Genomic DNA, 20,722 nt, shown 5'->3' on the forward strand with positions numbered 1-20,722 from the left:
GTGAATCCCCCTTCATTAATCTGTAGCATGATCTGAGATAACTTCTGCTTAAGACTAACGAACTTTACATTTTAATGCAAATTAGATTCAATAACATACATATTTCATTATGAATATATATAACTAAAACACTATTTAATCATTGGTAAAACAACGGTGCAAAGTAGGTTAATAACGTTAATAAAAAACTTAACAACGTATTTTTATTCATGAATCACTAATATTTATTTATTTTAAATTTGTAAAAAAAACTACTTTTCTCAGCGTTTAAGAAAAGTAGGTATATGCGTATATATTTAAATATTTGGGCCATATAATCTTGAAGTGTCATCAATCGGTGTACCAGCCAATTGTTTTTCTAAGCTACTCTGCCAACTTTCAGGTGTGAATTCCGCTTCTTGTAATGCTTTTATATCGGCTTTATCCGCCTTACCTTGTAACGTATCATTCATGCGTTGGATCGACCAATCAGGGTATGGACGTTCTTGCAGTACTAATGCATCACCAGCTTGGATATACCCTTCTTGCAACACACGATAGTACCAGCCTGTCTTCCCAGTTTCTTCTAACATTTTTGCAAACTCAAGAATACCTAAACGTCGACTCGTTTTCCAACATGGGCGTCGCGGTTGAGAAACTTGTATGACTGCTTCTCCAACTTGATAAATATCATCGATGCAAACAGTATCTTCATTCATCCCAATCACTGAGATGTTTTCGCCATTACTACCAACCGAAATCTCTTGTTCATATTGTGTGCTAAACCTAGCATAATGTTCTTCTGCATACGCAAACAAGGCTTTTTCTACGCCGCCATGATAACGCGTATCTCCAACGGCGTCACCTTGAAGTCCTTCTTTACCAAGCCATACTGGTTCAGATGTTGCTTCTTTAAAAGCCGCTGTTACCCATTTTTGCGACATCAAATCTGTCGCATTTGCGTCCCCATGTTCCTTTACTCCTCCAACATAAAGCTTTTGAATTTGACGTGTCATCAACATCACCTTCCCTTTGCTTTTCAATTTAATAGACCATGAATATCTCTATTATCTCACAAACTTAAAACTTGTATACAACTTAGATGCCTTATACACTATTATTAACGAATACATTTAAAGGTGGCAACAACTTATGAAACACACATTATATCAACATGGCACATTAGGCACCTTAATGGCAGGTGCACTTGAAGGAACGTGCTCTATCGACACACTACTTCAACATGGTGATCATGGCATTGCGACATTAACCGGTTCCGATGGAGAAGTGATTTTTGTGGATGGACAAGCATTCCACGCGACAACAACGGATGACAACGTACATTTACTTTCAGGTGACACACTCACACCTTACGCATCTGTCTCAAAATTCTCGGCAGACACGACATTTGAAGCAACTGCCTCAAATCACGAAACCTTATATCAACAAATTCGTGAACGCATGCTCAGTGAAAACTTATTTGCAATGATTAAAATTAAAGGGACATTTAGCCATATGCATGTACGTATCATGCCAAAACAAGATCCACCATATACGCGTTTGATCACCTCTGCTCAAGCGCAACCTGAATATCATCGTCAACATATTTCAGGTACGATTGTTGCAGTTTACACGCCAGAAGTCTTCCACGGTATTGGCGCTGCCGGCTTCCATGCACACTTTATCTCAGAAGACCAAACATTTGTAGGACATATTCTTGGTTTTGATCTCGCGGAAGGTACCGTCCAAATTCAAAACTGTGCAACCTTTGAACAACACCTCTCAACCGAACCAAGCTTCCTCAATAAAACATTCGACTATCAAGATATCGCCGAAGACATCCGCCAAGCAGAATAAACGTGGTTATGAAAGGAGGCGTTTGGGGTTAAGCAGAACCTAAGCAATTCCCTTTCAATATCCTCATAAACAAAAGCCCATTCATTACGTGTGAATGGGCTTTGTTTCACGATTCTTTTTCGTAAAAACTAAAGATATGTTGTGCATTCTCTACATTATTCATATTCCCGCGAAAAGCTTCAGCACCCGGTCCATAAGCATACGTATTCGTATCTACACCTGTATGTCCAGATGATGTCCAGCCTGTTTTCGAAGCATCGTTAATTGGCTGTTGAATAGCATCTTGTAATGCTTGATACTGTTGTTCGTATTCCTCTTCATCTTTCTTTTTGTCCAATTTACTAAGTCTATCTGCTGCTTGTTTCATTTTTTCAATCGCTTTTGTATCTACATCAAATCCGTATCCAGCTTTCACTGTGTCTTCTATTGATTCCCCTGCCGCAATCTGTTCTGTCATCCATTGTGCTGAATGTTTCATGTTGCGTATCGGCTCTGCATCCCATGCATATTCGCCGTCTTTCCCTACTGACAATCCGCCTGTTGAATGATCAGCTGTCGCTACAACGAGTGTATCAGGATTCGATTTTGCATAAGCCATTGCATCTTCAAATGCCTTTTCAAAACCTGACATTTCTGACATCACACCTGTCACATCATGTGTATGTCCTTGTTTATCAATAGACGCACCTTCTACCATTAAGAAAAAGCCATCGCCATCTTTAGATAAACGGTCCAACGCAGATTTTTGCATCTCTGCTAAGCTCGGATCATCATCTGGCGCATCAATTTGTAGTGGCATATTCTCATCTGCAAAAATACCTAGCACTTGTTCACTGTCTGATTCAGCGAGGCTTTCCTTATTTGTTACGACATCATAGCCATCTTTTTCAAACTGTTTATCCAAATTTCCATTTTCTTTTCCAAAATATTTCGCACCACCACCCAGTAGTACGTCTACTTTATGTTCACCTTGAATACGTTGATCATAAAACTGTTTGGCAATATCATTTTTTTGATCTCGATCTGCCACATGTGATGCATAGGCAGCAGGTGTTGCATCAGTCAACTCTGCTGTCTTTACTAATCCTGTTGATTTACCGATAGACTTTGCACGTTCTAATACGGTCTCTACTTTTTGCTTATTAGCATCGACACCAATTGCTCCGTTATATGTTTTATGTCCAGAACTAATTGCTGTCCCTGCTGCAGCTGAATCTGTCACATTGTCTTTTTCATCTGCAGAATATGTACGTTGACTTCCTACTAAATAATCATCAAAAGCGGTTTCTTCCATCTCTTCTGTATCAGGATTATCAGCAAAATATCGATAAGCTGTTTGGTATGACGGCCCCATGCCATCTCCAACTAAAAATATAATATTCTTAGGATTTTCTTTATCACCATAAACCTGTACTTGATCTTTCTGTTGCGTATTGGCTTGCGCTTCAGGTGCTGCTCCTACGATTGATGCGCTCACCAATGAACTTGCAATCATGATATGACTCAAAGTTGAACGTAACTTCATGCTTCAAAACCCCTTTTCAAATATTAGATTCAACGTCATTGTAATCAAATAATTTGAAGAAACTTTGAAGTAAATATAAAGATTTTGTTAAGACGGCGCTGCTATAACGTTCCACATGAAACATTTATAGCTAGCCATACAAAAAGGAAGACTCCCCGCTCTATGACGGTAGCCTCCCCTCATGATGTGTTATTCACTAAATGAACGTCTAAAAATAATGGTTAATATTAATATCACAACCGAAGCTAATGCAGCAGTTAAAAATACCGGCATAAATGCAGTTGTAGCCACAGCATCTAAACCTTGCATCAACGCTTGACGAACTGGAGTATTCGGCATTGTTTCAAGTTTCTGCCACAAAGCATACGTACTACCATTCACTTGTTCCACTTGAGACATCCATTGTTGCGGAACATCTTGTTGTGATAGATGTCGTTCTTTTAACGCTTCTGTCACTTTTAACACCGTTTGACTAAATCCTAATTGAATAAGTGTCGCAAAAAGTGTTGGTGCGATGGTAATCCCCATTTGTCGTGAAACAGATAACGTCGCAATGACTGTACTATTACGATCATCACCATAACCTGCCGTCCGTGTCGCTAATACCGTCATCGGTGCACCGATTGTAAAACCAAATCCTAACCCTGCTATGATGGAAAAGATAAGGAATGTCATAACACCTGTTGTGAGTAGCGCTAGACCACCGTAGCCTAAAATACTAATCAGACTGGCAACCACCAATGCAAAGACGGGACCTTTTTTATCGACCATACGGCCACCCATCGATGCACCAACACCAGAAGCAAGTGCAAGTGGTGTGAGCCAAAAGCCACTGTCTGCCGCACTGACATGTAGAACATTTTCTACAAAGGATGGAATAAAGATAATGGCACCAATCAACATTCCTGAACAAATACCCATGACGAGAATCGCTGAAAATGTTGGGTTACGTAATAATGTGTATGGTAGAAACGCATCGACATTTTTACCTTCATTACGTTTTTCAATCCAAATCATCACGGCATATCCAAGAATAGCTAATACGAAGAAAGCAACAACAGACCAACGCATTGTACTACTCATCGCACTTGCTGCTCGAATATTATAAATACCGAACATCACGAATAATGTAGAAAGTGAGAACATGATAATCGCATAGGTATCCATTTTCTTTTGTACAGGGCGTTGTGTTTCCGTCATTTTCAACATCACAAATATTGTAATAAACACTGCGATTGGCACATTAATCAAGAACAGCCAGTGCCATGTTCCTGTTAGCTTGATAAGTAAACTTCCTAAGTTCGGACCAAGAACAGAAGCAATTCCATTCATCGCACCTAATGCCCCTAACATCGTTCCTTGCTTAGTACGATCATAGGTTGAAATGAAGTGGGCACTCGCAATCACGAAGAGGCCACCTCCACCGAGTGATTGAATAAGACGAGCGATAATGAAAAATGTATAGTTAGGGCTTAACGCGACAAGTAGTGAACCTACTCCGAATAGGGCCACTTCAATAATATAGACCTTCTTACGTCCATACATATCCGCCAACTTACCGGCAATCGGTGTTGCGACTGCCATCCCTAATGTGTAAATGGCAATCCCCCATGCCCCCATCTGAGGTTGTATTTCAAACGACTGATTAATCTTCGTTAACGCTGCACTAATAATCCCGTTATCCAGTGCAGCCATAAATACACCGATAAGTAATAGTAGTGCTACAAAATTAAACTTAGTTTCTTTAACTGATTCCACTCGACTATCCTCCCGCATCATTTGTCTTAATACTACTACTTTGCGATAGTATTGTGAACAGACATATATAAAATGACTACATTCTTCACCGCTTCACCTGCGACGATAACGTAGTCATTCTAAAATAGAACTATGGATTTTCTATTGTACTTTATGTGCTGCGTGTACAATATAATTCAAGCCATCTTTGTGACGCTTAAATGTTTTGAACATGCGCATAAACATCGGTCTATTTTCTTTTTTAAGTGCATTTTTAACAATCTTCAATGTCCCTTTGACACCTTCATCATAAATCATCCCTTTTGGCGTCATTAATGTCATCGGTCCGTGTTGTGTTTCAATATTGTTAAAACCAGCTTGCGTATAGAGTTCATGCCATTTTTCTTTTAATTGTGGTGATACATTCACATTGATTGCTTCTGACAAGTCATTGATGATTTCTGTTTCTTTAGAAGGGACTTGAATAACAATATCATGTGTTAGCAATACACCGCCAGGCTTTAAGACACGATAGTATTCATTCAGCGCTTGCTGCTTCGCCTTAACAGGCAACATTGTCAACATGGCTTCATTCAATACAATATCAAAACTATTGTCATCAAATGGCAAGTTCATCGCATTTGCCTGTTGTAGATGAATCTTATCTGACAACCCTGCTGCCGCTACATTCTTTTCACCTTGTGCCAATGCTGTTTTATTCAAGTCGATTCCTTCAATTTGGCATCCATATGTCTTTGCTAAATGAATCGATGTTGTACACATGTTACATGCGACTTCCAACACCTTTTTCTCTGAAGTAAACTGTCCTTTATCAATTAACCAATCTGTCGCTAATTTTCCACCTGGACGTAATCTTGTTTTACCAAGTTTCGCTAAAAATGTGTGACCTGCTTCTTTTCTCATCGTACCACCCTCTTAATTGATAATGATTATCATTATTATACCATGCCTAAAAAATATCTGTCCTACTTATTTTATGGCGAATTTATGAACGTATGAATTCGTGATTTTTTGAAACAAGTCACTTATGATAGAAGTATTACGAATAAAGGAGCTAACTTATGAAACCTGTTTACTTTAACCATGACGGTGGCGTAGATGACTTAATCTCACTCTTCTTACTATTACATATGGAGAATGTCGAAGTGATTGGCGTTAGTGCCATTGGGGCCGACTGCTATGTCGAGCCCGCTGAAAGTGCCTCTCGCAAAATCATCAATCGCTTCAGCCATTATCCGATTGATGTCGCAACTTCTTATGAACGTGGTAAAAACCAATTCCCAAAAGATTGGCGCATGCACGCCTTCTTTATGGATGCCTTACCAATTATCAATGAAAGATACCCTATCCAATCACAAGCACTAAAAAATCATGCTTATGAAGATATCATTCAAAAAGTACAATCATCTCAACAACCCGTTACATTGTTATTCACTGGACCATTAACTGACCTTGTAAAAGCTTTAGATGTCGCATCAGACATTGCAAACAATATTGAACGTCTTGTATGGATGGGTGGTACATTTTTAGAAAGAGGCAATGTGGAAGAACCTGAACATGACGGTACCGCTGAATGGAATGCTTTCTGGGATCCAGAAGCTGTCGCACGTGTTTTTGAAACAGATATCCCAATTGATATGGTTGCTTTGGAAAGCACTAACCAAGTGCCACTCACAACAGCCATTCGTCAGTATTGGGCTGACCAACGTGAACATACAGGTGTCGACTTTTTAGGTGTAAGTTATGCAGCAGTTCCACCATTAACACACTTCCAAACAAACTCAACATATTTCTTATGGGATGTACTGACAACAGCTTATACCGGCAAACCAGACCTTGTCCGTCAAAAAACGGTTCATGCTTCTGTGATCACACATGGTCCTAGTCAAGGACGTACGTATTTAGACGAAGAAAACGGACGCCCACTTAATCTCGTCTATCATGTTGACCACGATGTCTTTTTCTCATACATTACTGATCTTGCTAAAAAAGCACGTGATTAAGACAAAAAAATGGATTGTTGATTCTGTAATGTCAACAATCCATTTTTATTTATATAATTTTATGCAATTTCCTTTTTGCATTTCCTTTTTAGTAAAACACTAATAACCCAAAATATAAGATTCTGTATGAGGAAAAATATGACCACCTCTCTCTTAACATATATCAAAATTATAATTGGAAAAATAGTAGGCACTAATAACCTTAGAATTTTTTGATTTATTTTCTGTTTAAAGAATTTGTATAGCATGAAGTAAGAAGTGACTATAAATACAATTGATATAGGTAAGAACTCGTAAAGCGAAATTTTTAACCTAAATTCCGATACTACACTAATAAAAATTCCATATACTAACACATTTATCAAAAGTGTTAGTAGTATTTGTTGCTTTGTAGGAACTTTTAATCGAGGGAATATCATATCAAATCTCAATCTAATAAAGTTCACAATTGATAATATAACAATTAGCTTAATAAGTAATAGGTCTAATTCTTCTTGAAATAACAACGTACTTGTTACCACAATACTGATTAGTAGAACCTGTGATATTATCGTCATAAATAAAAATTTAAAAATGAAGATTCTTCTCTTTACAAATGGCATATAGCCTGCCAATCTTTGTAATTCTTTATCCGAAGAAAACAAGAGATTCAATGGACTTATTGAAGATATAATTAATAATAACAAAAAGTACTTTATTCCAAATTCTATATTAATTTCATTCATAATTTCTATATTGTAATTTATGATATTAAGAAAGATTAACATACCTATTATTCCAATTATATTTGGTTTTTCCGAAAAAAACTTTTTAATCTCCCATTTAAAAATTGATATTTTTCTTTTTTTAACTATTCGAACTATCCTCTGTCCGTTCTTATTGAAGGTGATACCATTAATTAATGCAGAAGTACTTATTAAAATAAAAAACAGTATTACATTACTTGCTATTTGATAAAAAAAGATACTTAAAATTAATGTTATCAATAATAAAAGTGCCATATACTTTCTTTGATATTCATACAGTAAGATACAAATGTGTTGAGAAATAATAATCAAAACCATAAATACTAAGACCATTAACACACTTTCAAATAAACTAATACTATCTATTAGATAAGCATATATAGGTAACACAAATAAATAAATAAGTCTTTTACCTGTTATATTAACGAATATATATATTTAATGTTGTCAAAACTTTCTTGTTTTCAATAGGTATATAACTAAAAAGTCTATATATATCACTTTTACGAAATGAATTCCAATAGATATTAGTTAATAAAATTGAAGGTATTATGATAGCAAATCTAAAATAATTAGAGGTTAGTATATTAACACTATCTGAATATCTTCCTATTATATAGAACTCGAAAATTAATAAAATAATAATACCGATTAAATTTCTAAAAATAATACCTTTCCTGGATTTACTTCCATAATAAGAAAAAAGTAATTTGGGATACCCATTATTTTTTATCATATTCAGATAAAACCTTTCTTATATCACTTTCTTCATCAAGCGTAAAATGGTGACATTGATTATTATTTATATAAATAATATGTTTCGTTAAATTTTTTATAATATCTAATAAGTGAGATGAAATAATTACACATGTATCTCTCTTTATCATTTCAAAAAGATCCTGAATAAATATATCTACTGCTTCTATATCCAACCCATTTAAGGGCTCGTCAAATATTTTGAGAGGCACATCTAATAGTATTGAACAAATTAAAGTAGCTTTTTTCTGGTTTCCCAATGAAAGATTGTTCATTTTTATATCTAAATATTTCTCAAAATTATACTTTTGAGAAATGTTTATTAACTGGTCTTTATCAAAAGATTGTCCATAAGAACTTAAAATAAAAAATATATATTGTTGACTTGTCATTTGAGAGATAATTGGAGGATTATCTGGTACGTAAAATCTTTCTAGCCTTGCTTCATAATTGGATTTCACTATATCCAATTTTTTTATTTTAATATCACCTGAAAAAGTTGAGATAATACCACATATTGTATTTATTAAAGTCGTTTTACCCGATCCATTTTTACCCAACAACCCATAAATTTTTCCTTGCTGTAAATTTAAATTTGCATCTTTAATTATTAAATTCTGTGGCTCGTACCAAATATTCAAATTATTTAAATGAACTATCGTCATTAGATTTATCTCTTCTAAATTTTTTCAATAGATAAAGAATACCTATTAAAATGAATATAGATGCAAATACCCACTCTTGCTTAAATCCAAATACTATTCCTGATATTAAAAAGATAAAACCTATTATTAATGTTATAGTATTTCTACTCATATCTTTCCCTCTACTTATATTTTTTCTACTAGTTCCCCTAAAGTTTCTCCTTTAATCCAACCACAGTGATTCTTTCGAGAACTCTTATTAGTGTTAAGACCCTTTAGATAACACCCAGCACAGTATTCCTTAAAACTACACTCATCACTACAAAAACTGCTTTTTTGAGGAGATTGTAATGAATACAAATGATTTACTATTTCTGAGGAAAAAACTTCTTCGTAAGATTGTTTTTTTAAGTTACCTATTACAAATTCTTTTGGGAACAGCGCACACGGTCTAATGTTCCCATTAGGGTCCATTACTATTGAACGCCAACCTGCTCCACAATTATCGGCTTTATTTTTATTTATTGGAACTAAAGGTATAATATCAGAATTATTTTTCACAACTTCTACTTCAAATTCAGCAAAAGATACATTACCTATTTTATTCAACTTAAGCTGATCCATTTCTTTTCCTCTACCAAAATCATCTATCCAATTGTATGAAAAAGCTGAAGCGCCTAAGTTTCTTACTAATTCGGCCATTTCGGCAATTTCCCACATATTATCTTCATAAATAGACATTCCCACTCTTACAAAAATGCCATTATCCGAAAGTTTTTTTATAGTTTTACAAGTTTGGTTAAATGTATTTTTTTGCCACGAAAATTATCATGTTTCTCAGAATTAATACTGTCCAATGAAATTCCTATTACTATCTTTTCTTTATAATTAATCAACAATTCAAGAATATCTTTCTTGAGTAATGTCCCGTTAGTGAGTATCCCGACTTTTTTAAACTTTTTAAGAGCAAATTCTAATATTTCTTTTGCATTTGGATGTACAAATACCTCGCCACCAGTAATTTCACATGTTAACACACCATTTTCATACATCATATCTGCAATATTTTAAACTCTCCTAATGAAAGTGTATCTTGAACAAAAGGTGAGCTTTCCAAATAGCAATGTTCACACTTTAAATTACATTTATGTGTAATTTCAAAAACAGCATGCAATGGAGTAATGTAGTCTGTTGAACCACTAATATTCATTCTTCTTTTAGTTGGATAGTCAGATACATCAATAAGGCCTTTTCTATATAATTCATTAACTAAATTTGAATACCATTCTATATGCTCACTTACATCACAATTATATTTGATGCACATACTATTTAAAATATCTAGAGCCTTTTGGGATCCATCAAAATTTGTACACGCTTCAAAGGCAGAAGAATTAAGATCTAAATATTCGAAATCAAATATTTCATCTTCTACATTACCATTTTTTTACCTCAATTACTCCTCCATTAGGTAACTGATGTAATCGAGAATTGTCATTAAAATATATGTATTTATCCATTTATAAATCCCCTTTTTCCATTAAAAATTCCTCCTTAATTATTAATTTGAACTACAAATTCATTTTAACAATCAAAAACAAAAAATCATGTAACATATATCACAAAATAAGACATAAATGTTATAATTTTTTCGAGGAGGATCGAGTTAATGGATAATTTTTTAATAATTAAAGATTTTATTAAGAAAAATGGAAAAAAATCAATTTACGTAAGAGACAATACTTTAAGGAAACTTTTGAAAATTATTTATATTTTGTTGATGCAGGTGTTTTATATGTACAACAAGATAGCGCTGATGGTACAACCTTAATATATAAAATTGTAAGCCCCAAAAATTTATTTCTATGCAATAACTCAAAATATTTTCGTGGGAAGTCAGACGTTACATTCTACAAACTACCTGTCAATATCATCAAAAATAATAAAGAACTTTTTAACAGATACACAGAGTTACTCACTTTTTAAAGTATAAAAAAAGATATGTTTATTCGAGATATGCTAACTAAAGATAAATTCTGTAGCTTACTATCTATTCTAGTTAGATTATCTAATACATTTGGAGAAATGAAAAATGGTGTAGTAATAATTAGATTAAAAATTACACAAGAAGAACTTGCTCAATGTTGCGGAACAACTAGAGAAAATGTTGCAAGAATTATGAAACATTTAAAAGATAAAAATATTTTAGATACCTCTTCTCAATTCATAAAAATATATGCCATTGAGGAAATTAAAAAATTAATCCCTTGCGAAAACTGTAATAATTATATATGTAAGACTTTTTGATATATTTCTCATTATTACTATTTAAAAACCCTAACAGGCAGTATCCTATTAGAGTTTCTTATAAATTATAATATCCCTTTTTCCATAGATTTTAAGAATTTAAAGTAACCTATCATCAAGAAGACAATACTCAATAATAACGAAATCAGCATTAAAATAAATATGTTATAACCGTTATATAATGTAAAAACTAAAAATGAATAAAAGTAAAGATGACTTGCATATATACCCATAACACCCACAAAGAAGTTACCGATCGTTAACAATAAGCTCATCACAGCAGGTAGAACAAATCCTTGAAATAGATGATTCAGCATATAAACAAAACTTACAACTGGTAATAACACGACAACCCACACAAACAGCAGATACAAGCTATCTAATTCCACATTTTGCGTGAATATAAAATACCCCATAATATACGTTACATAAGCAAATAACAACATTAATATGCCCACAAAAACATAAAATACAAAATGAATCATGTAATAAGATCTAAGACTTTTAAAATAGATGAGTGTATTTTGAAATGCATGATGTCTTCTTTCAATACGAAACATCAATCCAATAATTAAGGTGATCGTCAACGGAAAAACGATTTCTAAAAATATTTGTAGTGCTGTAATACGAAAGATTTGTGCATCGGTCTGTTTGGCAAACAATCCAAGACATGAAAACATCGCAACCGTCAGAATTGGGAAAACAATCATAATTGGCATAATGGAAGTATGTTTCATTTTTAAAAATTGGCTTTTCAGAAATGACATAATTCTAAAATTCCTTTCGTTTAATATAAACACTCGAAATCATGAGTACGAATACAAAAATAAAAATACTATAGCCACTATATACAAAAAATGATGTGTCAAAGTACATCAGTTGATCATGATCTAGTATATGTTTTGCGTTGATGATATGTTCGGGGATTTTAAATGGCATTGTATCTGATGACATCAGTAAACTCAATAGTGTAAATAAGATACCAAGTCCCATGACATAAACCCTATTTTCAATGATCAGTGCAATCAAAAACTGGATAGCTTGCATGGCCAATGTACCGATAAAGAATGCCATCATGATGTAAAGGAGTGGTATCAATTGTGGTAATTCATTCGTTACAAAAATGCTTGTGATCGTATGTAGCAACATAAAGATGAGTGTTGTTAAGCACATTAAAATGAATAGTACCATCCATTTTGCAAAGATAATCGAATTTTTACTCTTCTGACTGACAAGCAGCACAGACCACATATTATTTTCGTATTCTGTCGATATGATTTTTGCACTAAAAATACCATATAATAAATAAAATGCTGGCGTGAACCATGCAATGGCATAAACTAAATAGTGTAAAGATGAGCCCTCAATATTTGAAAAATGCATATTATACATATATAAGCCGAATGCTAAAATTTCTGAGATCATAACAGTCATCACCATCGCCATCAAAAAGTAAACTTTTGATAACTTAAATAGTTCTGCTTTCATTAAATTATTCATCAGCAAAATCTCTTTCATCGGCATGATTAGTTAATTTCAAAAAGATATCTTCTAAAGAGGACTTTTCATGATAAATTTCATATACATTAATATCATGATTCACGAGTGTTTTGTTGATTTTAGGAATATCATCACGATGTGCTTTCACAGTTAGACGTTGATCTTCTACCTCAGTATCGATGTCTTCTAATAATGATTGTGCTTTGGCATTATCATCTGTCACGAAATAAATATAATCATGTTTATATTTTTCTAATAATGTACGCATATCACCTTGGTATAATAACTGCCCTTTATTAATCACGCATACATAGCGACACATCTGTTCAATTTCAAATAGATTATGACTCGAAACGATAATACTAATTCCACGTTCTTCTACAAGTTTTATTAATAATTCTCTCATCTTTTTAATGCCACTTGGATCCAAGCCATTCGTTGGTTCATCCAATATAATCAACTTCGGGTTATTCATTAGTGCAATGGCAATACCTAATCGTTGCTTCATACCAAGCGAATAATCTTTAACCTTTTTATGTGCAGCATGTGTCATTTCAACGGTTTCTAAAACTTCTTCAATCGCTTTTTCACTATTATGATGAATATATTGCATAATTTTTAAGTTTTCATACCCTGTTAAATGATCATAAAAAGATGGGGAGTCTACAAGTGCACCCACTTGATTTAAAATTTCTTGTTTATAGTCTTCAAGTGGCATATCAAATATTTGAACGTGTCCTTCTGTTGGTTTGGCTAATCCCAACAACATTCTAATTGTCGTTGTCTTCCCTGAACCATTTGGTCCTAAAAAGCCACATATCTTCCCTTCCGGAATATGAATATTCAAACCTTGAACTGCTTGAAAATCTCCAAATCTCTTACTCACATTTTGTGTTTCAACTACATTCAATATACTTCCTCCTCAGTCATTAACAATAATCATATGCCATTAATTAATGTTTGGATTGGAATAATCTAAGTGTGATTAAAGCGAATCCAATCGTAATAATCGTATAAATAACTGCTGAAACAATGATGACTGTACTATTTGGATTTGTGAGCTCTATTGGTAGTGGCGCATAGCTTAAAATTAAGTGATTGTCCACATGCGCGAGTGCAACAAACATATTGATCATACTCCATGCGGTAATTAACGTTATAATCCCTAAAATAACTCCTAAAACTTTTCTACCCATTTGCTTCATCTCCTTTAAATCGATATACATATGAATAATGTTTTCATCATCTGTATACCCTTTTTCATTTTTTTATTCACATTTTAGACATATTCGTTAATTGAAATACTAAAATACCTATTTAGCACATAAAATTACACACAAAAAAGCCCACGTTACTATGGGGAGAACGTAGGCCAAAAGAATTAAAAATATGAAAATAATTAACACTGTAATTTTATTATAACACAATTTAATATTAAAATTATACAATTTTGTCCAAGAAATTGAATGTTTTTTTACTAATGTTCTAAGATTATATCATAAAGATATTGTCTCAATTCCAGTATTTTGCCTATAAAAAAACAAGCAAGTAGAACACATCATCTACCTACTTGTTTTGTGATTAGCTATCTATCAAACACCTAAAATTGTTTTAATCAATAAACCAACGCAGACGGTTGTCGCAATTAAGAAGAAACCTGGTAATAGGAAGCTTGTTGTTTTTGTTGAACGCGTTTCATCGACATCAACCGCAAAGAGAATAGTTGGTTGCGCTGGAATCACAAAGTTAACATTCAATGTTTGTACGATTGCTAGGAAGAATGTTGGCGGAATGCCTAGTGTCATCACAATCGGCACCATGATAGAAGCTGTTGCTGATTGTGAAATCACGACCATCGATACAAGGCCAACAAATAAAATAAGAAGCCATGGTGCTTGTTCCACGAGTCCACCGATTTGCGTTTCCATAATATCGCGGTTAGATGGTGCACTAAAAATCGTTGCACCTAACCAACCAGGTCCTAATACCGCAAATAATGCACCAATTGCAGCCTGTGTGATGTGTGAATTTAATATTTCATTTGGCTGAATTTTAATCAATAATAAGTTAATCATTGCACTCATATACATAAAGAGTTGTACGAGATCCGTCATCTGTAACTTCACAATCTCACCATCAATTTTAAATGAAGGGCCTAACTCAGGGAAAATACCAAATGTTAAAATACATCCCACTGCAACGATGAATGATAATACGCCTAACTTCACACGTGTTGAATAAGTTTTTGCTGTGTCATCTTCTACAATTTTTTGTAACATGGTCTGTGCTTGACGCTCATCCATTTTTGTTTCTCCAACAAATGTGATAAAGATACTTAAGATGACCATACTAATCAATGCAGTTGGTAAGACAATCGATAAATATCGGCCCATCGTAATACCTAATCCTGCAAATTCTGAAATCATATATGCTGTCGCTGAGGCTGCCGGACTACATAACAATGCAATGTTAGCTGTTAATACCGATGCAGTCAGTGGCTTTTTCGGTTTAATACGTGCTTTTAAAGCTGTTTTCGCAATAATCGGCTCTAATGAAAGTGCAATATTGGCTGTCCCAATACCAAACACAAATAAAAAGACGATCATCGGCGCAATGAAGATAATTGATTTTGGGAAACGTTCAATGACTTTAGAGGCTAAATGAACAAGGTAGTCAATCCCACCTGTTGCTTGAAGTGTACCACCTGCAATCCCAATTGAAAGGATAATCAACACGGCTGTTACTGGTGCTGAACCGGGTGATAAACCAAAACCAAATATCATCACAAGCTGTGCGACAATCGCAAAGATCCCGCAACCAAGGGCGCCTGCTGTACGCAACCCAAGAACAATTGCAAGGACCATAATTATGATTTCTATACTAAAAAGAAGCATTCTTTTTCTTCCTCTTTCCACTTTATAATGTGAATATTTTAACATAATACTATCTACTTGATAATGTCATTTTTATACGCTTTTTGACATATTTGTTAACATCTCAGTACTTTAACAAGAGCAGTTTATTTTCTTATCTTTTGGGGATATGTTAGGTTATGAACGTGATTAAAACATGATATTGAAGTAATAAGAGGGATACTGAACCATATTAAAGAAGTATGCCTCATAAATTTGTTAAACACACATCACACGATGCTTCATTCTCGAAAGGTGGAAACAACATGGAAATTTTAAAAGATAAAGTCGCAGTCATTACGGGAGCAAGTAGCGGAATCGGTGCAGCCATCGCACAAAAACTGAATGACAATGGTGTCAAGATTGCTTTACTCTCACGTAATGAAGATAAAATGAATGACATTGCAGAAGATTTTACAGATGCTTTAATGATTCCAACAGATGTCACAGATCGTAAAGCGGTTGAACAAGCTATTGAACATACGATGGCACACTTTGGACAAGTTGACTTTCTTATCAACAGTGCTGGCTTAATGACTTCTTCAGCGATTACAAAAGGCGATGTGACTGGCTGGGATGCAATGATCGATGTAAATGTTAAAGGGACACTCTATGCAATCAACGCAGTCATGCCACATCTTCAAGCACAATCAAGTGGTCATATTGTCAATATTTCTTCTATCTCAGGATTTGAAGTAACAAAAGTAAGTACACTTTACAGCGCAACAAAAGCTGCTGTTCATGCCATTACGCAAGGCCTTGAAAAAGAGTTAGCACGTACAGGCATTCGCTCAACAAGTATTTCACCAGGTATGGTAGACACACCACTCAATGAAGGCTACGACTTTGGTGATCGTAAAATGCTTGAGGCTCAAAATATTGCCGATGCGGTACTCTACGCACTCACACAACCTGCACATGTCAATGTAAATGAAATAACAGTGCGCCCTGTCTAAAATAGTTTGGTCGCAAAATACCGTCGTATATCATATGGTGTTTGAGAAGAAAGAGTAGATCACTCAACTTCTCTCACCATTTTTTTGTTCTCACACAATTGACATATCTTTCAGAAAATTCTAGAATTATTTTAAAACGGTTTTAAAACAAGGAGGATGTCAAATGACGAAAATTGCTATTGCTGGAGCAGGTGCGATGGGAAGTCGTATTGGTAGTTACATCAAACGTGCGGGATATGATGTCACACTGATTGATACGTGGCCAGATCATGTTCAAGCTATTAATGAAAAAGGATTAGAAATCCAAACAGAAACGGATACATATACTGTAGACATTCCTGCTGTTTTACCAACAGATGTCACAGACACATTTGATTTAATCGTAATTCTTACAAAATCTATGCAATCTGAAGAAATGATTCACCAATTGAAAGACAAAGGCGCTATTCATCAAGACACTGCAATTCTCACAATGATGAATGGTCTCGGACATGATGAACGATTCGCTAAAATTGTCCCACATGAACAAGTCTTTTTAGCTGTAACGATGTGGACAGCTGGTATGCGTGGCCCTGGACAAATCTTACTTGAAGGACAAGGGAGTATCGAACTACAACGTGCAGATGGTCAGGCAGATGAGCGTACTGAAAGCATCAACAAAATTTTTAACGATGCAGGGCTGAATGCGAAGATCAGCGACAATGTATTCCAATCTATCTGGTCTAAAGCAACCTTAAACAGTGTGTTAAATCCACTGTGTAGTATTTTGAATAAAACGATTTATGAATTCGGTAGTTACGAAAACGCTCGTGATATGGTTATCCCTGTCATTGATGAAATTGTTGCCGTTGCGAAAGCACGTGGTATTGAACTTGATGGCAACGCATTGCTTGAAAAAATTGAAGCTGCCTACCCTAAAGAAACACAAGGCTTACACTATCCATCTATGCACCAAGATTTATACAATGGTCGCTACACAGAAGTAGACTATTTAAATGGACAAATCAGCAAATATGGTCGTGAAGCCAATATTCCAACACCGAATAACGATATGTTAACGCACTTAATTCACCAATTAGAAATGACATATGTAAAATAGCAAAAATGAGAGTGGGACGACGAAATATTTATAAATGTTTATGATTTTTGTAGTGCTCCCAAAGTTTTCAAAAACGCATTTTCACTTCAGACACTTACTGCCACTAAACTTATTTCTACATTCAAAAGGAAGGAGCTGAGCACTATGTCCCAGCTCCATTCCTACGATTAGTCAAGCACTTTATTTAAGTGAGTGCTAAAAAAGGCATCACTAAATAAACCTATGTTAGTAAAAAATTTTTGGAATGTGTTATTATGATGGTAGATAGGTTATCAGTGCGGTGACATTCGATAATCGTATTCTTTATTGTTAATAACTAAGTGATGAATAGTTTTTAACAGCTTGTTCACACAAGCAATAACTGCAGTCTTATGGCCTTTTCCATAAGGCTGTTCTTTTAATTTATAATAGTAATCAACAATGTGGTTGGCATATAGTCTTTGTACTTTCAACATGTTTTGTACAATGATGTAAAATAATGACCTTGCACGTTTATTTCCTCGCTTATTTATTTTGTCTTTGTAATGTGTTTTTCCTGATTGATATCTTTTTATATCAATACCAATATAAGCATTCAGCTGTTTATGAGAAGTGAAAGCACGTATATCACCTAGTTCTCCAATTACCATAGCTGCAGTTAACTCTCCAATACCTGGAATAGATGTTAATATTTTAAATTCATCAAGTGTTTGAGCTAAGTCAATAAGTTGAGTTTGAATGGCTAATTGTCTTTCCATTGAATTAAGTAAATCATCAATTGTGTAGATGAGTTTATCTACGAAGAATGAATCAGCGGGTACTGATGGATAACTTTCATTCGTATAAGAAACTAACTTCTCCACATATGAATTTACCTTTTTGTCTGACAATCGTTTATTAGTACTATTAGCGATTAGCTCTTTCAATTTTGATACATTATTAACATCTACATAATCTGGATGTGGAAATAGCTTCGCAACTCTCAACGCGATTTTAGAGTATCTGTCTTTAAATAAAATTTGTAGTTCTGGAAAGGTCATATCTAATAACTGAATCAATGTACTTTTTAAGTATGTCATTTGATTAGAAAGTTCTTCATAATATCTTGTCACTTCTCTTATTTTGATGTGAATATCTTTTATCATATTTTGAGATGGTTGCTTATTATAATGCTTCGCAAGATTTGCCAACTTATGAGCATCTGATTTATCTGTTTTCCATGTTCTAAGTGTATTTGTCATTAACTTAGACTCTAACGGATTCACTATACTGTAAGGGATGTAATTTTCATTACAGAATCTTTCTAGCGGTTTGGAATATATACCTGTTGATTCAAGAAGGATATAAATCCCTGCATATTGTTTTACATAATTCAATAGATTTTCAAAGCCGCTTTTATTATGAATTAATTCAAACTCGTCTATAAAAGTTTCGTTTGAATAATGTGCAATAAAGCTTTTCCCTTTCCCTACATCGATACCAAAATATTCGATATAAATCACTCCTATTCTTTTTATCTAAGAAGCTTTAACTTCACTGACCCTTATTTTTTTCACTTTCCCATACACGATCTCACTGGACCCAACATACTAAAATCGAATTAATAAGGAGAGTGAAGTTCTCCAGTTTTTTATACGGATTCGTTGACCCTCGGAGCTGTTCGGAGTACTTCTCTCTACTACTATTCCATAAACTCAAATAATGCGCTATTGGCAAATTTTAGTAAATAAAAAAGTAGTGAAGTTACCTACCGTCGTAGATTTCTTCACCACTAATCTTAGTATGTTTTTTTTAAATAATCGCATCTGGTTCTTCTGGTAAGATTTGTCCACCATCAATAACCAGACTTTGTCCTGTTATAAACTTCGCAAGTGGACTAGCGAAAAATGCTACGGCATATCCAATATCCACAGGCTCTCCTAGTTCATGTGTTGGAATAATTTTACGTGTACCTTCCAAATACGCTTCACCTTGCGCCTTCAATCCATCAGTTAACACATTGCCCGGCTGTACCGCATTAATTGTGACACCATACTTCGCATATTCCAAAGCAGCACTGCGCATAAAGCCTAGTTGCCCTGCTTTTGTTGCTCCATAATGCGCCCAACCTGGATAGCCTGTGATTGGACCTGTCACAGAAGACGTTAATACCACACGACCATAGCCTTGTTCTTTCATTATAGAAAGTACCGCTTGTGTCACAAGGAATGTCCCTTTTAAGTTCACATTTTGAATGTAGTCCCAATCATCCTCTGTCATCTTTTCAATCGCTATTTGTGGGTAGACACCTGTATTTGCAGCTAAGATATCAATACGTCCGTGCTTTTCAACAATTTCCTTTACAACTGTTTCTACACCAGACTTATCTGTCACATCTAACTGGTAAAACTCACCGTTCACGGTCTCAGCCGTCTGTTCGCCTGCCTCACTATCAATATCACCAATCACGACCTTGGCACCTGCTTGTGCGAGTGCTTCTACAATCCCTTTACCAATTCCATTTGCGCCACCTGTAACAAATGCTACTTGATCTGATAATTGAATCATAAAAATGTCCACCTTTCTAAATGTTCTTATTTATCTTATCCCCTAAAATTTAAAAGTTAGACAAGAAAATAACGACAATTCGATGACGAAACATTTAAAAAGTATCCTGTGACAAATTATCTTTAAAGAGGAACTACAATAAAATCATTGATTG

General features: G+C 34.5%; 20 protein-coding genes. 6 read left to right on the forward strand and 14 right to left on the reverse strand.

Annotation, left to right across the window (positions count from 1 at the left end; translation table 11 throughout):
• Positions 1–296: 296 nt before the first annotated feature.
• Complete coding sequence (locus MUA88_RS10390; protein ID WP_262605542.1) at positions 297–995, reverse strand: MOSC domain-containing protein; 699 nt, start codon at positions 993–995, stop codon at positions 297–299.
• Positions 996–1,131: 136 nt separating this feature from the next.
• Here MUA88_RS10390 and budA point away from each other — a divergent pair, with 136 nt between their 5' ends.
• Positions 1,132–1,836: an acetolactate decarboxylase gene (gene budA, locus MUA88_RS10395; RefSeq protein WP_262604081.1), complete on the forward strand. Its 705-nt coding sequence runs from the start codon at positions 1,132–1,134 to the stop codon at positions 1,834–1,836.
• A gap of 106 nt (positions 1,837–1,942) precedes the next feature.
• Here the strand turns inward: budA and MUA88_RS10400 are convergent, their stop codons facing one another.
• The 3 genes from MUA88_RS10400 to MUA88_RS10410 form a co-directional block, all read right to left on the reverse strand.
• Positions 1,943–3,361, reverse strand: a complete 1,419-nt coding sequence (locus tag MUA88_RS10400; RefSeq protein ID WP_262605543.1) for an alkaline phosphatase — start codon at positions 3,359–3,361, stop codon at positions 1,943–1,945.
• 189 nt (positions 3,362–3,550) lie between these two features.
• Positions 3,551–5,119, reverse strand: coding sequence for an MFS transporter (locus MUA88_RS10405; RefSeq protein WP_262605544.1), 1,569 nt, complete (start codon positions 5,117–5,119; stop codon positions 3,551–3,553).
• Between the two features lie 141 nt (positions 5,120–5,260).
• Positions 5,261–6,022, reverse strand: coding sequence for a class I SAM-dependent methyltransferase (locus MUA88_RS10410; RefSeq protein ID WP_262604084.1), 762 nt, complete (start codon positions 6,020–6,022; stop codon positions 5,261–5,263).
• A 158-nt stretch (positions 6,023–6,180) separates the two neighbouring features.
• Between MUA88_RS10410 and MUA88_RS10415 the strand changes: the two genes are divergently transcribed.
• On the forward strand, positions 6,181–7,122 hold the full coding sequence (locus MUA88_RS10415) for a nucleoside hydrolase (protein ID WP_262605545.1): 942 nt from the start codon (positions 6,181–6,183) through the stop codon (positions 7,120–7,122).
• A 1,468-nt stretch (positions 7,123–8,590) separates the two neighbouring features.
• Here the strand turns inward: MUA88_RS10415 and MUA88_RS10420 are convergent.
• From MUA88_RS10420 to MUA88_RS10430, 3 genes are all read right to left on the reverse strand, one after another.
• Positions 8,591–9,289, reverse strand: a complete 699-nt coding sequence (locus MUA88_RS10420; protein WP_262605546.1) for an ATP-binding cassette domain-containing protein — start codon at positions 9,287–9,289, stop codon at positions 8,591–8,593.
• A gap of 165 nt (positions 9,290–9,454) precedes the next feature.
• A complete protein-coding gene (locus MUA88_RS10425; protein WP_262604088.1) occupies positions 9,455–10,009 on the reverse strand; it encodes an SPASM domain-containing protein in 555 nt (184 codons plus the stop codon).
• Positions 10,010–10,047: 38 nt separating this feature from the next.
• The gene (locus MUA88_RS10430; protein ID WP_262604089.1) at positions 10,048–10,323 is read right to left on the reverse strand and encodes a radical SAM protein; all 276 of its coding nucleotides are present in this window, start codon (positions 10,321–10,323) and stop codon (positions 10,048–10,050) included.
• Positions 10,324–10,937: 614 nt separating this feature from the next.
• Here MUA88_RS10430 and MUA88_RS10435 point away from each other — a divergent pair.
• Both MUA88_RS10435 and MUA88_RS10440 read left to right on the forward strand, forming a co-directional pair.
• On the forward strand, positions 10,938–11,099 hold the full coding sequence (locus MUA88_RS10435; protein ID WP_262604090.1) for a hypothetical protein: 162 nt from the start codon (positions 10,938–10,940) through the stop codon (positions 11,097–11,099).
• Positions 11,100–11,284: 185 nt separating this feature from the next.
• Positions 11,285–11,575: a helix-turn-helix domain-containing protein gene (locus MUA88_RS10440; RefSeq protein ID WP_262604091.1), complete on the forward strand. Its 291-nt coding sequence runs from the start codon at positions 11,285–11,287 to the stop codon at positions 11,573–11,575.
• Positions 11,576–11,640: 65 nt separating this feature from the next.
• On the opposite strand, the gene MUA88_RS10445 is transcribed toward MUA88_RS10440, so the two are convergent.
• The 5 genes from MUA88_RS10445 to MUA88_RS10465 form a co-directional block, all read right to left on the reverse strand.
• Positions 11,641–12,294 (reverse strand): hypothetical protein, encoded by a 654-nt coding sequence (locus MUA88_RS10445; RefSeq protein ID WP_262605547.1) that lies wholly within the window; start codon positions 12,292–12,294, stop codon positions 11,641–11,643.
• A 52-nt stretch (positions 12,295–12,346) separates the two neighbouring features.
• A complete protein-coding gene (locus MUA88_RS10450; protein WP_262604093.1) occupies positions 12,347–13,075 on the reverse strand; it encodes an ABC transporter permease in 729 nt (242 codons plus the stop codon).
• Positions 13,068–13,985, reverse strand: coding sequence for an ABC transporter ATP-binding protein (locus MUA88_RS10455; protein WP_262605548.1), 918 nt, complete (start codon positions 13,983–13,985; stop codon positions 13,068–13,070). Before MUA88_RS10455 ends, MUA88_RS10450 begins: the two co-directional genes overlap by 8 nt.
• A 43-nt stretch (positions 13,986–14,028) precedes the next feature.
• The gene (locus MUA88_RS10460; RefSeq protein ID WP_262604095.1) at positions 14,029–14,271 is read right to left on the reverse strand and encodes a hypothetical protein; all 243 of its coding nucleotides are present in this window, start codon (positions 14,269–14,271) and stop codon (positions 14,029–14,031) included.
• A 396-nt stretch (positions 14,272–14,667) separates the two neighbouring features.
• Complete coding sequence (locus MUA88_RS10465; RefSeq protein WP_262604096.1) at positions 14,668–15,969, reverse strand: anaerobic C4-dicarboxylate transporter family protein; 1,302 nt, start codon at positions 15,967–15,969, stop codon at positions 14,668–14,670.
• A 284-nt stretch (positions 15,970–16,253) separates the two neighbouring features.
• Between MUA88_RS10465 and MUA88_RS10470 the strand changes: the two genes are divergently transcribed.
• Both MUA88_RS10470 and MUA88_RS10475 read left to right on the forward strand, forming a co-directional pair.
• Positions 16,254–16,943 (forward strand): SDR family oxidoreductase, encoded by a 690-nt coding sequence (locus MUA88_RS10470; protein ID WP_262604097.1) that lies wholly within the window; start codon positions 16,254–16,256, stop codon positions 16,941–16,943.
• Between the two features lie 163 nt (positions 16,944–17,106).
• Positions 17,107–18,042, forward strand: coding sequence for a ketopantoate reductase family protein (locus MUA88_RS10475; RefSeq protein ID WP_262604098.1), 936 nt, complete (start codon positions 17,107–17,109; stop codon positions 18,040–18,042).
• Positions 18,043–18,314: 272 nt separating this feature from the next.
• Here MUA88_RS10475 and MUA88_RS10480 read toward each other — a convergent pair whose 3' ends face one another.
• Positions 18,315–19,523, reverse strand: a complete 1,209-nt coding sequence (locus MUA88_RS10480) for an IS110 family RNA-guided transposase (RefSeq protein WP_262604648.1) — start codon at positions 19,521–19,523, stop codon at positions 18,315–18,317.
• 289 nt (positions 19,524–19,812) lie between these two features.
• Positions 19,813–20,568 carry a 3-oxoacyl-ACP reductase FabG gene (gene fabG / locus MUA88_RS10485; protein WP_262604099.1) on the reverse strand — a complete coding sequence of 252 codons (756 nt, stop codon included), beginning with the start codon at positions 20,566–20,568 and terminating at the stop codon, positions 19,813–19,815.
• Positions 20,569–20,722: the final 154 nt, after the last annotated feature.

Origin of the sequence: Staphylococcus sp. IVB6240, from assembly GCF_025558425.1 — a bacterium.
GTDB lineage: Bacteria > Bacillota > Bacilli > Staphylococcales > Staphylococcaceae > Staphylococcus.